At 69.1% G+C, this 13042-nt stretch carries 15 protein-coding genes; 10 read left to right on the forward strand and 5 right to left on the reverse strand.

Annotated features, from left to right (window positions below; all coding sequences use genetic code 11):
- The first annotated feature begins 49 nt into the window (after nucleotides 1-49).
- From sdhC to HEP81_RS15455, 8 genes are all read left to right on the forward strand, one after another.
- Nucleotides 50-430, forward strand: coding sequence for a succinate dehydrogenase, cytochrome b556 subunit (gene sdhC / locus HEP81_RS15420; protein WP_078967379.1), 381 nt, complete (start codon nucleotides 50-52; stop codon nucleotides 428-430).
- Between the two features lie 5 nt (nucleotides 431-435).
- Nucleotides 436-918: a succinate dehydrogenase hydrophobic membrane anchor subunit gene (locus HEP81_RS15425; protein WP_037656035.1), complete on the forward strand. Its 483-nt coding sequence runs from the start codon at nucleotides 436-438 to the stop codon at nucleotides 916-918.
- Between the two features lie 19 nt (nucleotides 919-937).
- Nucleotides 938-2692, forward strand: a complete 1755-nt coding sequence (gene sdhA / locus HEP81_RS15430; RefSeq protein WP_037656033.1) for a succinate dehydrogenase flavoprotein subunit — start codon at nucleotides 938-940, stop codon at nucleotides 2690-2692.
- Nucleotides 2692-3471, forward strand: coding sequence for a succinate dehydrogenase iron-sulfur subunit (locus tag HEP81_RS15435; protein ID WP_037656031.1), 780 nt, complete (start codon nucleotides 2692-2694; stop codon nucleotides 3469-3471). The genes sdhA and HEP81_RS15435 overlap by 1 nt, the downstream gene beginning before the upstream one ends.
- A gap of 96 nt (nucleotides 3472-3567) precedes the next feature.
- Entirely contained in the window at nucleotides 3568-4083 is a 516-nt protein-coding gene (locus HEP81_RS15440) for a hypothetical protein (RefSeq protein ID WP_037656030.1), read from the forward strand.
- A gap of 63 nt (nucleotides 4084-4146) precedes the next feature.
- A complete protein-coding gene (locus HEP81_RS15445; protein ID WP_037656029.1) occupies nucleotides 4147-4557 on the forward strand; it encodes a VOC family protein in 411 nt (136 codons plus the stop codon).
- A 37-nt stretch (nucleotides 4558-4594) separates the two neighbouring features.
- A complete protein-coding gene (locus tag HEP81_RS15450; RefSeq protein ID WP_037656028.1) occupies nucleotides 4595-5335 on the forward strand; it encodes a TetR/AcrR family transcriptional regulator in 741 nt (246 codons plus the stop codon).
- A 90-nt stretch (nucleotides 5336-5425) separates the two neighbouring features.
- A complete protein-coding gene (locus HEP81_RS15455; RefSeq protein WP_037656027.1) occupies nucleotides 5426-6022 on the forward strand; it encodes a Uma2 family endonuclease in 597 nt (198 codons plus the stop codon).
- An 8-nt stretch (nucleotides 6023-6030) separates the two neighbouring features.
- Here HEP81_RS15455 and HEP81_RS15460 read toward each other — a convergent pair whose 3' ends face one another.
- Together HEP81_RS15460 and HEP81_RS15465 are read right to left on the reverse strand one after the other, a co-directional pair.
- A complete protein-coding gene (locus HEP81_RS15460) occupies nucleotides 6031-7575 on the reverse strand; it encodes an ABC transporter substrate-binding protein (protein ID WP_037656026.1) in 1545 nt (514 codons plus the stop codon).
- Between the two features lie 227 nt (nucleotides 7576-7802).
- On the reverse strand, nucleotides 7803-8051 hold the full coding sequence (locus tag HEP81_RS15465; RefSeq protein ID WP_037656024.1) for an SCO4848 family membrane protein: 249 nt from the start codon (nucleotides 8049-8051) through the stop codon (nucleotides 7803-7805).
- Between the two features lie 79 nt (nucleotides 8052-8130).
- Between HEP81_RS15465 and HEP81_RS15470 the strand changes: the two genes are divergently transcribed.
- Nucleotides 8131-9354, forward strand: coding sequence for a D-alanyl-D-alanine carboxypeptidase family protein (locus tag HEP81_RS15470; RefSeq protein ID WP_037656023.1), 1224 nt, complete (start codon nucleotides 8131-8133; stop codon nucleotides 9352-9354).
- On the opposite strand, the gene HEP81_RS15475 is transcribed toward HEP81_RS15470, so the two are convergent.
- Nucleotides 9302-10213, reverse strand: a complete 912-nt coding sequence (locus HEP81_RS15475; protein WP_037656021.1) for a YihY/virulence factor BrkB family protein — start codon at nucleotides 10211-10213, stop codon at nucleotides 9302-9304. The two genes, HEP81_RS15470 and HEP81_RS15475, sit on opposite strands and share 53 nt — an antisense overlap.
- 160 nt (nucleotides 10214-10373) lie before the next feature.
- On the opposite strand from HEP81_RS15475, the gene HEP81_RS15480 reads away from it, so the two are divergent.
- The gene (locus HEP81_RS15480) at nucleotides 10374-11129 is read left to right on the forward strand and encodes a decaprenylphospho-beta-D-erythro-pentofuranosid-2-ulose 2-reductase (RefSeq protein WP_037656162.1); all 756 of its coding nucleotides are present in this window, start codon (nucleotides 10374-10376) and stop codon (nucleotides 11127-11129) included.
- 33 nt (nucleotides 11130-11162) lie between these two features.
- On the opposite strand, the gene HEP81_RS15485 is transcribed toward HEP81_RS15480, so the two are convergent.
- Nucleotides 11163-11747 (reverse strand): 2'-5' RNA ligase family protein, encoded by a 585-nt coding sequence (locus HEP81_RS15485; RefSeq protein ID WP_037656020.1) that lies wholly within the window; start codon nucleotides 11745-11747, stop codon nucleotides 11163-11165.
- Between the two features lie 238 nt (nucleotides 11748-11985).
- Nucleotides 11986-13011 carry a tryptophan--tRNA ligase gene (trpS, locus tag HEP81_RS15490; RefSeq protein WP_375139848.1) on the reverse strand — a complete coding sequence of 342 codons (1026 nt, stop codon included), beginning with the start codon at nucleotides 13009-13011 and terminating at the stop codon, nucleotides 11986-11988.
- Nucleotides 13012-13042 lie beyond the last annotated feature (31 nt).

Below are 13042 nucleotides of genomic sequence, written 5' to 3' on the forward strand. Positions count from 1 at the left end.
GACAGTGAAGCCGGCGCGGCCCTAATCCCCGCTCCCGGAGGGTTCTTCCGTGCCGGCTGGAACGCTGTACCGCGGCCGGGAAGGAATGTGGTCCTGGGTGGCTCACCGAGTCACCGGCGTCCTCATCTTCTTCTTCCTGTTCGTTCACGTGCTGGACACCGCTCTCGTGCGTGTCTCCCCCGAGGCCTACGACAAGGTCGTGGCCACGTACAAGACGCCGATCGTCGCGCTGCTGGAGTACGGCCTCGTGGCCGCAATCCTCTTCCACGCGCTCAACGGTCTGCGCGTCATCGCCGTCGACTTCTGGTCGAAGGGCCCGCGCTACCAGAAGCAGATGTTCTGGACCGTGATGGGTGTCTGGGTCGTGCTCATGCTCGGCGCGATCTACCCCGTGCTCGGCCACGCCGCTCGTGTTCTGTTCGGGAGCTGACGCCGATGTCTACCACTGAGACCACCGCCTCCGGGGTCGGCCCCGTCGAGGGTGCCGCCGTCTACAACGTGGACAACCCGGCCCCGCTGATCGAGGCGCCGCGCAAGCGGACCAAGAAGACCCCGAAGTCCACCCGCGGCAACTTCGAGCTGGCGGCGTGGCTGTTCATGCGCCTGTCCGGCATCGTGCTGGTCGTCCTCGTCATCGGCCACCTGGTCATCCAGCTGGTCCTGGACGGCGGCGTCTCCAAGGTCGGCTTCGCCTTCGTCGCCGGCCGCTGGGCCTCCCCCTGGTGGCAGATCTGGGACCTGGCCATGCTGTGGCTCGCGATGCTGCACGGCGCCAACGGCCTGCGCACGGTCATCAACGACTACGCCGAGCGGGCCGCGTCCCGCATGTGGCTGAAGGCCCTGCTGTACACCGCCACGGTGTGGACCATCCTGCTGGGCACGCTGGTGATCTTCACCTTCGACCCGAACATCCGCTAGGCACGGGGCTGCGAGAATCATGAAGATCCACAAGTACGACACCGTCATCGTCGGCGCCGGTGGCGCGGGCATGCGTGCCGCCATCGAGGCGACGAAGCGCAGCCGCACCGCGGTCCTGACCAAGCTCTACCCCACCCGCTCCCACACGGGCGCCGCGCAGGGCGGTATGGCCGCCGCGCTCGCCAACGTGGAGGAGGACAACTGGGAGTGGCACACCTTCGACACGATCAAGGGCGGCGACTACCTGGTCGACCAGGACGCCGCCGAGATCCTGGCGAAGGAGGCCATCGACGCGGTCCTCGACCTGGAGAAGATGGGCCTGCCGTTCAACCGGACGCCCAAGGGTGAGATCGACCAGCGCCGCTTCGGCGGCCACTCCCGCAACCACGGCGAGGCCCCGGTCCGCCGTGCCTGCTACGCGGCCGACCGCACCGGCCACATGATCCTCCAGACGCTGTACCAGAACTGCGTCAAGGAGGGCGTGGAGTTCTTCAACGAGTTCTACGTCCTGGACCAGCTGATCACCGAGGTCGACGGCGTCAAGAAGTCCGCCGGTGTCGTGGCCTATGAGCTGGCGACCGGCGAGATCCACGTCTTCCAGGCGAAGTCGGTCATCTACGCGTCCGGCGGCACCGGCAAGTTCTTCAAGGTGACCTCCAACGCGCACACCCTGACCGGTGACGGCCAGGCCGCCTGCTACCGCCGGGGTCTGCCGCTGGAGGACATGGAGTTCTTCCAGTTCCACCCGACCGGCATCTGGCGCATGGGCATCCTGCTCACCGAGGGTGCCCGTGGTGAGGGCGGCATCCTGCGCAACAAGGACGGCGAGCGCTTCATGGAGAAGTACGCTCCCGTCATGAAGGACCTGGCGTCCCGTGACGTCGTGTCCCGCTCCATCTACACGGAGATCCGCGAGGGCCGCGGCTGCGGTCCCGAGGGCGACCACGTGTACCTGGACCTCACCCACCTGCCGCCGGAGCAGCTGGACGCCAAGCTCCCGGACATCACCGAGTTCGCGCGCACCTACCTCGGTATCGAGCCGTACACGGACCCGATCCCGATCCAGCCGACCGCGCACTACGCGATGGGTGGCATCCCCACCAACGTCGAGGGTGAGGTCCTGGCGGACAACACCACCGTCGTGCCGGGTCTGTACGCGGCCGGCGAGGTCGCCTGCGTGTCGGTGCACGGCGCCAACCGCCTGGGCACCAACTCGCTGCTCGACATCAACGTCTTCGGGCGCCGCGCGGGCATCGCCGCCGCCGAGTACTCCCACACGGCCGAGTTCGTCGAGCTGCCGGAGAACCCGGAGAGCCTCGTCGTCGAGCAGATCGAGCGACTGCGCAACTCCACCGGCAACGAGCGGGTGGCCACGCTGCGCCGCGAGTTGCAGGAGACCATGGACGCCAACGTCATGGTGTTCCGCACCGAGCAGACGATCAAGACGGCGGTCGAGAAGATCGCCGAGCTGCGCGAGCGCTACAAGAACGTGTCCATCCAGGACAAGGGCAAGCGGTTCAACACGGACCTCCTGGAGGCCATCGAGCTGGGCAACCTGCTCGACCTGGCCGAGGTCATGGCCACGTCGGCCCTGGCCCGCAAGGAGTCCCGCGGCGGTCACTACCGCGAGGACTACCCGAACCGCGACGACGTCAACTTCATGCGCCACACCATGGCGTACCGCGAGGTGGGCGACGACGGCACCGAGTCCATCCGTCTCGACTACAAGCCGGTCGTCCAGACCCGCTACCAGCCGATGGAGCGTAAGTACTGATGGCTACCCCTGTTCTGGACAAGGCGGACGCGGCCGGCCAGCCCGAGCCCGGCTTCGCCGACTCCCCCTACATCACGGTCACCTTCCGGATCCGCCGGTTCAACCCGGAGGTCTCGGCGGAGGCCGTCTGGGAAGACTTCCAGCTGGAGATCGACCCGAAGGAGCGTGTCCTCGACGGTCTCCACAAGATCAAGTGGGACATCGACGGCACCCTCACGTTCCGCCGCTCCTGCGCGCACGGCATCTGCGGCTCGGACGCCATGCGGATCAACGGCAAGAACCGTCTTGCCTGCAAGACGCTGATCAAGGACATCAACCCCGAGAAGCCGATCACGGTCGAGCCCATAAAGGGCCTGACGGTCCTCAAGGACCTGGTCGTGGACATGGAGCCGTTCTTCCAGGCGTACCGGGACGTCATGCCGTTCCTGATCACCAAGGAGACGAACGAGCCGACGCGCGAGCGTCTCCAGTCCGCGGAGGACCGGGCGCGCTTCGACGACACCACCAAGTGCATCCTGTGCGCCGCGTGCACCTCGTCCTGCCCGGTGTTCTGGAACGACGGCCAGTACTTCGGCCCGGCCGCGATCGTCAACGCCCACCGCTTCATCTTCGACTCGCGTGACGAGGCCGGGGAGCAGCGTCTTGAGGTGCTGAACGACCGTGACGGCGTGTGGCGCTGCCGTACGACCTTCAACTGCACCGACGCGTGCCCGCGTGGCATCGAGGTCACCAAGGCGATCCAGGAAGTCAAGCGGGCGCTGATCACCCGCCGCTACTGACGCGACGACTGGCACAATACGAGGGCCGTTCCCCCGTTCGGGGGAACGGCCCTCGTATCTTGTCCACGCCTTTCACGACCTATCGGGGGCACCAGCGTGACCGAGCAGAACCCGTACCACAGCGGCGCCGGCGACTGGGGTCCCGGTCATCCGCCCGGGCCGTCGGACACACCGCCGCCGGGATACGGGTACCCCGCCGCGGGTGCGCCCGCAAAGGGGTACGGCTTTCCGCAGCCGCCGACCGCGGGCGCGCTGCCGATGGGCGGCGCCCCCCTGCTCTCCATCGGCGACATCATGGTGATGGGGGATCAGATCATCACGCCGGCGGGTCAGTTGCCGCTGCGCGGGGCGATATGGAACGCGACGGACATGTCGCACACCGAGGAGAAGATACCGACGCACGCCATCGTGCTCGCGATCGTGTTCTTCCTGTTCTGCCTGCTCGGACTGCTCTTCCTGCTGATGAAGGAGCGGAAGACCACGGGCTACATCCAGGTCACCGTGACCAGTGCGGGCCGGCACCACCAGACGATGGTCCCGGCGCACGGTCCGGAGACGTTCCCGGCGATCATGGGGCAGGTCAACTACGCCCGGTCGCTGAGCAGCATGTGACGCACACGAGCCGACGGCCCGGCAATCACGGGATCCCGGCGCCCCGCGCTCTAATCTGACGATATGTCAGACGAAGAGTCGTACGAACTGCTCGGGTTCGACAACGTACTGCTCCCCGTCGGGGACCTCGCGGAAGCCGTCGGGTTCTACGAGCGGGCCGGGTTCGGGGTGGGGTTCCGGTTCGACGAGGCCGGGATCGCGCTGCTCACGGCGGGCAAGGAGACACCGGGCATCCTGCTGCGGGTGGAGGAGGCGCTGGGCCATCGCAGTCCGCCGTGGCCCTCGCCGCGCCTGTGGCTGGAGGTGCCGGACGCGCGGGTGGCGGCGCGGCGGCTGTCCGCGGTGGGCATCGAGCCGGTGGACGAGGTGTTCCAGACGGCGACCGGCTGGACGGTGGAGATCGCGGACCCCTGGGGCAATGTGCTCGGCCTGACGGACTACACCCGGCGCCCGGAGCTGGGGCGCCGAGGCTGAGCCGAGCGCGCGGACGGCACTCGTTAGGCTTCGTGGCGTGCCCGTGAAGAACGACGGTCCCGAGGCGGCCGGTACCCCCAGCAGCAAGTCCGAGCAGACCCGTGCGCTGATCCTGGAGACGGCCATGCGGCTGTTCCGGGAGCGGGGGTACGACAAGACCACCATGCGGGCGATCGCCCAGGAGGCGGGCGTCTCCGTCGGCAACGCGTACTACTACTTCGAGGGCAAGGAACACCTGATCCAGGGCTTCTACGACCGGATCGCGGCCGAGCACCGGCAGGCGGTCCGGGGAATCCTGGAGCGGGAGACGGACCTGGAGACGCGGCTCGCGGGCGTCCTCACCAGCTGGCTGGACCTCGCGCGGCCGTATCACGAGTTCGCGGTGCAGTTCTTCAAGAACGCCGCCGATCCGGACAGCCCGCTGAGCCCCTTCTCGCAGGAGAGCGAGCACGCGCGCGAGCAGGCGATCCAGGTGCACCGGGAGGTGCTGGCCGGCTCCAAGGCCAAGGTCCCGGCCGAACTCCGCGATGTGCTGCCGGAGTTGATGTGGCTGTCCCAGATGGGCCTGATCATGTACTGGATCTTCGACCGCACCGAGAACCGCGAACGCAGCTACCGCCTGGCCCGCCGCGGCGCCCGCCTCACCACCCGCGGCGTCACCCTCTCCCGCTTCCGCGTCCTGCGCCCCCTGGTCCTGGAGGTCCACGAACTGTTCACGGACTTCCTGCCGGGGATGACGCGACTGCTGCCCGCTCCGGGACGAAACCTGGCCGAGTGATCGCTTTCGGGTGAAGGAGAAGGGAAAGGACATCCCGCCGGGGGGCTGCCTACCATGATGTTCTCGATACCGGCCCTTGGGAGGCACCTGATGTCCGCAGCAGCCGTCGAGCGACCTCATGGCCGTCCGCTGATCGCGGAGGCCGACCGGATCATGGAGCGCTTCCCGGGCTATCGCGTCGAGATCATCGGAGACCAGATCATCGTGTCCCCGCCACCGGACGGCCCGCACGCCGATGTCCTGACCGACTTTATGGCGCCTTTCATCGCAGCCGGTCTGCACGGGTCGGAATCCAGACTGGTCCACGGGGTCGGCCTCTGGCTGCCGACTGGCGCCGAGGACTACGCGATCCCCGACCTCTCCCTGATCGACGCCGACTACCGAGACCACCACATCGAGAACAACTGCTACGACCCCGTCTGCTTCCGCATGGTCCTGGAGGTCACCTCCAGGAACTACCGGACCGACCTGCGCACCAAGGTGAACGCCTACGCGGAGGCCAAGGTCCCGGTCTACGTCATCGTCGACCGCAAGCACCAGCGGCTCCACGTGCTCACCGAGCCGGCCGGGAGCGAGTACGCGAACCATCGCGTCCACGCCCCCGGCGAGACCGTCGCCCTCCCTGACTCACTCGGTGCCAAGGTCACCGTCGACGTCGAGCAGATCATCCGAGCCGGGCAGAACTAGGGCAGAGGTCAGATCCAGTCCAGCCGCCACAGGCGGTACACGCCCGTGCCGTCCATCAGGTACTGGCCGCCGCCCACGTCCTCCGTGGTGACCGTGTACTCCTTGCGCTGCCACAGGGGGACCAGGGGGACGTCCTGGGCGATGGTGGACTGGATCTGCTGGAAGTCGGAGGCGGCCCGGCTCCGGTCGGCGAACTGCTGGCTGTCGCGGATCAGCTGGTCGACCGTCTTGTTGCTGTAGCCGGTGGCCATGGTCGAGCCGGTGCCGACCAGCGGCTGGCCGAAGGTGTCCGCGTCGGGGTAGTCCGCGACCCAGCCGACGGCCCAGGCGTCGAGCTTGCCCGCGGCCATCCGCTCCTGGAAGTCCGTCCACTCGTAGCCCTTGACGTCGACCTTGAACAGGCCGCCCGCCTCCAGCTGCTTCTTCAGCGCCGCGGCCTCCTGCTCACCGGGGCCCTGGCCCTTGCCGTAGGCGAAGGTGAAGCGGACCGGCAGGCTCACCCCGGCCTGGGTGAGCAGCTCGCGCGCCTTCTTCGCGCTCTGCGTCGGGTAGGCGTCGAAGAAGGACGTGGTGTGGCCGGTGATGCCGGTCGGGATCAGCGAGTACAGCGGATCGACCGTGCCCTGGTAGACCGTGGCCGCCAGCTGCTCCTGGTCCACCAGCCAGGCGACCGCCTGCCGCACCCGTACGTCGTGCAGCGGGGAGCTCGCCCGGGTGTTGAGGTACAGATTGCGGGTCTCGGACGAGTCGGACTCGGTGACCCGCTCCTTGGGATCGCTCGGGTTCAGCCCGGCGAGCACGTCCGGCGGCAGCGTCCGCGACGCCACGTCGATGTCCTTCGCCTTCCACGCGGCGTCGAGCTTCGCGGAATCGGTGTAGTAGCGCAGCTCGACCGGGCGCCCGGTGGAGCTCAGGTAGCCCTTGTACGTCGGGTTCGGCGCGAGCCGGGCCTGCTGGTCCTTGGTGTACGAGGTGAGCCGGTAGGGACCGGTGCCGTCGACCGAGGAGTCCTTGCGCAGCGCGTTCGCCGGGTAGGTGTCCCGGTCCACGATCGCACCCGCGCCGGTGGCGACCTTCAGCGGGAAGGTGGCGTCCGGCTCCGAGAGGTGGAAGGTGACGGTGTGCGTGTTGTCGGCGGTCACCGAGGAGAGGTCGGCGAGCAGCGAGGAGGGGCCGACGTCGGAGTTGATCCGCTTGACCCGGTCGAAGGAGAACTTCACGTCCTCGGCCGTCATCGCCCGCCCGCTGGGGAAGGTGATCCCCGAGCGCAGCGTGCACCGGTAGGTCTTCGTGGCGCTGCCGACGAAGGCGCAGCTCTTGGCCGCGTCCGGCACCGGCTGGACGCCGTCCGGCTCGAAGGTCATCAGTGTCTGGAACACATTGCTGAACAGGGCCCAGGACCCCGCGTCATAGGCTCCGGCCGGGTCGAGCGAGGTGACCGCGTCCGTCGTTCCGACCGTGATGGTCTTGTTCTTGTTCTCCTGGGACGGCAGCAGTTTCCAACCGCCGATGCCCACGATCGCCAGCACGAGCAATGTGACAACAATCCGCATGCGAACAGATCGCACGGTGGTGCCCTCCCCAGACCCTTGTGAGGTCCTACCCCTGGTCAGCACAAATCCCGCCACTCCCCTGAGTGACGCGGCTCACCCAATCACACGTGTTTCGGCGTGTGAAGGGCTTTCTGACCAGTTGTGGAAGAACTTGCCCAAGACGTTGTCTCCGCCGGGCGTTTGCCGTGCCTTCACAGCGTCTCCACAGACGGCTGGGGAGATTCCGGTCACATGGACGACGTCTCCCGGCGCAGGGCCCGTACACCGCGCAACCCGATGCCCCCGATGACCGTCCCCAATACGAAGGAGACGATCGCCAGCACCAGGTGCACCCAGAAGTAGGCGGTCGGCCGGCCGTCATGGAAGGCGAGACCGCTGCCGTCCTTGACCAGGTTCTTTACGAAAGTGACCCAGATGAACCAGCTCCACACCCCGAAGGCGAGCAGGAACCAGGAGACCGGGCGGCTGAGTTTCATACCTCCAGTATCCGGGGTGCGCTTCGGTGGCAGGGGCTGGGGCGGGTCTTCCCGATCCACCACGGGTACGTTCCCGGTCGTGCCCGCGCCCAAGAACACCGCCCGGCGATCCCTGTTGATCAGCGCCGCGACCCTGCTGTCCCTCGCCGTCACCGCGCCCGCCGCCCTCGCCGCCCCGACCGCCGACAAGGCCCCGGCCGCCACGCCCCCGGCCCGTATGTCGACGCTCGGCGGCGCCCGGCTCGGGCTGCCCGGCACCCAGGTGAACCTCGCGCCCGGCGTCCCGGTGCTGCCCAAGGACCTGACGGCGCGCTCCTGGATCGTCTCCGACGCGCAGAGCGGCGAGGTGCTGGCCTCGCACAACGCGCACTGGGCGCTGCCTCCGGCGTCCACGATGAAGATGCTGTTCGCGGACACCCTGCTGCCCCGCTTCCCGCGGACGACGGAGCACAAGGTCGCCGCGAAGGACCTCGCCGGGATGGGCGAGGGCTCCAGCGTGGTCGGCATAAAGCCGGGCAAGACCTACAGCGTGCACGATCTGTGGCTCGGGGTGTTCCTGCGCTCGGGCAACGACGCGGTGCATGTGCTCTCCGCGATGAACGGCGGTGTCGCCCAGACCGTCCAGGACATGCAGCACCACGCGGACGAACTCCAGGCCCTGGACACCCATGTGGTCTCCCCCGACGGCTACGACGAGCCGCACCAGGTGTCCTCGGCGTACGACCTCACCCTGGTCGCCCGCTCCGGGCTCCAGAAGAAGGACTTCCGGGACTACTGCTCCACGGTGAGCGCCGACTTCGGGGGCCGGCAGATCCGCAACACCAACCGGCTGCTCAGCGGTGACACCGATGTGCCGGTCTACCAGGGCATCGCGGGCGTGAAGAACGGCAACACCACGCATGCGGGCGCCACCTTCACCGGGGTCGCCCAGCGCGGCAAGCAGGTGCTGCTCGTCACCGTGATGAACCCGCAGAAGCAGGAGCACAACGAGGTCTACAAGGAGACGGCGAAGCTGTTCGACTGGGGCTTCCAGGCGGCCGGCAAGGTCAAGCCGGTGGGTGAACTGGTGCCGCCGCGCGGCGCCGCGCAGGCGGGTACGGCACCGAGCGGCTCGCCGACGGCCTCCGCACCTGCGGGCCAGGCGGGTTCGAAGCCGGCGGCGGCCGCCGCGACCGGCTCGCGTGGGATCGGCACCGCGCTCGCCGTCGCGGTCGGGCTGCTGGTGCTGCTGGCGGGCGGGGTGTTCCTCGTCAACCGCCGGTGGCCGCTGCCGGACCTGATGCGCCGTCGGCCACGGCCGTGAGCTTCGCGGTCCCGCCCGGCGTGGCCGTCCAGGCGGCGCAGTACAGGACCAGTTTCGCGGTGAAGTTGATCCACAGCAGCAGCGCCACGGGGACCCCGAACGCACCGTACATGCTCTTCGCCGCGACCCCCTGGATATAGCCGCTGAGCAGCAGCTTCAGTAGTTCGAAGCCGACCGCGCCGAGCAGCGCCGCGACCACCAGACGGCGGCGCGGCGGCTCCACCCCGGGCAGCAGGGTCAGCACGTAGAGCAGCACGAGGAAGTCGGCGAGCACGGCGACGGCGAAGGCGGCGGCCCGCAGCAGCGCGGTGCCCCAGCCGTGCTGGGCGAGACCCAGCTGGTCGGAGACCCGGCCGACGGCGGCGGAGGCGAGCGTGGACGCGGCGAGGGTGACCAGCAGGGCGCCGCCGAAGCCGACCAGGATCCCGGCGTCCTTGGCCTTGGCGACCAGCGGGTTCTGCTCCTGGTCCGGCAGTTCCCAGACCACGCGCAGACAGTCCCGCACCTGGCCGACCCAGTTGACGCCGGTGAGCAGCAGCACGGCACCCGCGATGACACCGACGGTGCCCGCGTTGTGGACCAGCGTGGTGATGTCCAGCTGCTGGGAGACGACCCCCGGGAACTGCTGGGCGACCTTGTGCTCGACGGTCCGCTGCCGGGCCGGGCTGAGCGTGGCGGCGGTGATCGCCGCGGCCACGGTGAGCAGCGGGAACAGCGCCACGAAGCTGACGAACGTCATCGCCGCCGCCAGCCGGGACCACTTCACCCGGTCGAGCCGCTCGTACGCCCGCCAGGCGTGGGTGGCCGTCAGCCAGGTCACCAGCGGCCCGATGACGGGCAGTCTCTTGAGCCAGTCCATGATCCGTCCCTGCCCGGTGTGCGAGGTCCCATGTCCGGGTACTCGCAACGGTTTGCGGGCCGAAGCCCGGCCCTCCCACTTTCGAGTGATCTTCGACCTTACAAGGTGACGTTCATGGACGAAGAGCGCACTTCCGGACGATACGGTCACTGACATGCCTGTGAAGGACGCCCTCGCCCTGCCCCAGTCCCTGCTCGTCCTCGGCGGCACCTCCGAGATCGGGCTCGCCACCGCCCGCCGGCTGATCACCCGCGGCGCCCGCACCGTATGGCTGGCCGGCCGCCCCTCCCCCGCGCTCGAGCAGGCCGCCGAGAGTCTGCGCGCGCTCGGCGCGGACACCCGTACGGTCGACTTCGACGCCCTGGACCCCGCCTCCCACGAGACCGTGCTCGGCAAGGTCTTCGCCGAGGAAGCCATCGACCTGGTGCTGCTCGCCTTCGGCGTCCTCGGCGACCAGGCCCATGACGAGCGGGCGCCGCTGCGCGCGGTGCATGTCGCCCAGACCAACTACACCGGGGCGGTCTCCGCGGGGCTGGTCGCCGCGAGCGCCCTCCAGGCCCAGGGCCACGGCTCGTTGGTCGTGCTGTCCGCCACCGCCGCCGAACGCGCCCGCCGCGTCGACTTCATCTACGGCTCCAGCAAGGCGGGCCTGGACACCTTCGCCCAGGGCCTCGGCGACGCGCTGTACGGCACGGGGGTGCGGGTGATGGTCGTACGCCCCGGGTTCGTGCGCACGAAGGCGACGGCGGACCGGCCCCGCGAGCCGTTCGCCACCACCCCGGCGGCGGTCGCCACCGCGATCGAACTGGGCCTGCGCCGGGGCGCGGAGGCGGTGTGGGTGCCGGGGGTGCTGCGGCTGGTGACGGCCGCGCTGCGGCACGCGCCGCGGGCGCTGTTCCGCAGACTGCCGTTCTAGAGCCGCCCTTCCGGGAGGGGCCCGGGACCGCGCCTACCGGCTGGCGATGCTTCCGTGGTCGATGTCGGCGGGGCCCGCCTGGAGCGGTACGACGGAGCCGCCGAAGGTGTACTCGCGCAGCTTGCGCCACACTCCGTCCGCGCCCTGTTCGTACAGCGCGAACCCGTTGCACGGCCACTCGGCCTCGAAGTCGGCCAGTTCGGCGAAGGCGCGGTCCATCGCCGCGTCCTCGATGCCGTGCGCCACGGTGACATGCGGGTGGTACGGGAACTGGAGCTCGCGGGTGCAGGGCCCGGTGCTCTCCCGGACCCGCTGCTGGAGCCGGCCGCAGTCCTCGGCGCCGCGCACCACCCGGACGTAGACCACCGGGGAGACGGGCCGGAAGGTGCCGGTGCCGTGCAGCCGCATCGGGAAGGGGCGGCCGGTGGCGGCCACCTTCACCAGATGGGCCTGTACGGCGGGCAGCGCGGCGCGGTCCACCTCGGTCGGCGGCAGCAGCGTGACATGGGTGGGGATGCCGTAGGCCGCGGCGTCGCCGAAGCCCGCGCGCCGCTCCTGGAGCAGGCTGCCGTGAGGCTCCGGAACCGCGATCGACACGCCGATCGTTACGGTCCCCACGTCGTCTCCTGTCGTCGCGTCCGTCGTCTACTCGGCCGACTCGTACGGGCCTTCGGCTTCGACTGTACGGCCATGGGTGTCCTGTGGGCAGGCGCAACGGAAGTGATGTGCAGCGCTCCGCCCACAGGGACGTGCGAACGGCCGTGCGCCCTCGCGCCGGTTCCGTGCCTCTCGGCGCGGGCCGTGCCGTTCGGTGCTCCGGTCAGTGGCTCGGCCGGTGCTTCGGTCAGGGCTTCGGTCAGTGCTTCGCCGGCAGGAAGCCGACGCGGTCGTACGCCTGCGCGAGCGTCTCGGCGGCGACGGAGCGGGCCTTCTCGGCGCCCTTGGCGAGGATCGAGTCGAGGGTCTCGGCGTCGTCCAGGTACTGCTGGGTGCGCTCCCGGAACGGCGTCACGAACTCGACCATGACCTCGGCGAGGTCGGTCTTGAGCGCGCCGTACATCTTGCCCTCGTACTCCTGCTCAAGGTCGGCGATCGGCTTGCCGGTGAGGACGGAGTAGATGGTGAGCAGGTTGGAGACGCCCGGCTTGGTCTCCGCGTCGTAGCGGATGACGGTGTCGGTGTCGGTGACCGCGCTCTTGACCTTCTTGGCGGTGGTCTTCGGGTCGTCCAGGAGGTTGATCAGGCCCTTCGGCGTGGACGCCGACTTGCTCATCTTGATCGACGGGTCCTGGAGGTCGTAGATCTTGGCCGTCTCCTTGAGGATGTACGGCGCCGGGATCGTGAACGTCTGCCCGAAGCGGCCGTTGAAGCGCTCGGCCAGATCCCGGGTCAGCTCGATGTGCTGGCGCTGGTCCTCGCCGACCGGCACCTGGTTGGCCTGGTACAGCAGGATGTCCGCGACCTGGAGGATCGGGTACGTGAACAGGCCGACCGAGGCGCGCTCGGCGCCCTGCTTGGCGGACTTGTCCTTGAACTGGGTCATCCGGCTGGCCTCGCCGAAGCCGGTGAGGCAGTTCATCACCCAGGCCAGCTCGGCGTGCTCGGGCACATGGCTCTGCACGAACAGGGTGCAGCGCTCGGGGTCCAGACCGGCGGCGAGGAGCTGCGCGGCGGCGAGGCGGGTGTTGGCCCGCAGCTCCTTGGGGTCCTGGGGCACGGTGATCGCGTGCAGGTCGACGACCATGTAGAAGGCGTCATGGGTCTCCTGGAGGGACACCCACTGGCGTACGGCGCCGAGGTAGTTGCCGAGGTGGAACGAGCCGGCGGTGGGCTGGATACCGGAGAGCACGCGGGGCTTTTCAGCGGAGGCCATGCCGCCCATTCTCTCATCGGCCGGGGGGTGGGATCGGCCC

This window comes from Streptomyces griseofuscus, from assembly GCF_014673495.1.
Lineage (GTDB): Bacteria > Actinomycetota > Actinomycetes > Streptomycetales > Streptomycetaceae > Streptomyces > Streptomyces murinus.

What these genes read in the sequence shown, in the direction of transcription:
- HEP81_RS15445 (WP_037656029.1), top strand. Translation starts at nt 4,147, where the DNA reads ATGTCAGACGAAGAGTCGTACGAACTGCTCGGGTTCGACAACGTACTG.
- HEP81_RS15435 (WP_037656031.1), top strand. Translation starts at nt 2,692, where the DNA reads ATGGCTACCCCTGTTCTGGACAAGGCGGACGCGGCCGGCCAGCCCGAG.
- HEP81_RS15425 (WP_037656035.1), top strand. Translation starts at nt 436, where the DNA reads ATGTCTACCACTGAGACCACCGCCTCCGGGGTCGGCCCCGTCGAGGGT.
- HEP81_RS15475 (WP_037656021.1), bottom strand. Translation starts at nt 10,213, where the DNA reads ATGGACTGGCTCAAGAGACTGCCCGTCATCGGGCCGCTGGTGACCTGG.
- trpS (WP_375139848.1), bottom strand. Translation starts at nt 13,011, where the DNA reads ATGGGCGGCATGGCCTCCGCTGAAAAGCCCCGCGTGCTCTCCGGTATC.
- HEP81_RS15465 (WP_037656024.1), bottom strand. Translation starts at nt 8,051, where the DNA reads ATGAAACTCAGCCGCCCGGTCTCCTGGTTCCTGCTCGCCTTCGGGGTG.
- HEP81_RS15455 (WP_037656027.1), top strand. Translation starts at nt 5,426, where the DNA reads ATGTCCGCAGCAGCCGTCGAGCGACCTCATGGCCGTCCGCTGATCGCG.
- sdhA (WP_037656033.1), top strand. Translation starts at nt 938, where the DNA reads ATGAAGATCCACAAGTACGACACCGTCATCGTCGGCGCCGGTGGCGCG.
- HEP81_RS15460 (WP_037656026.1), bottom strand. Translation starts at nt 7,575, where the DNA reads ATGCGGATTGTTGTCACATTGCTCGTGCTGGCGATCGTGGGCATCGGC.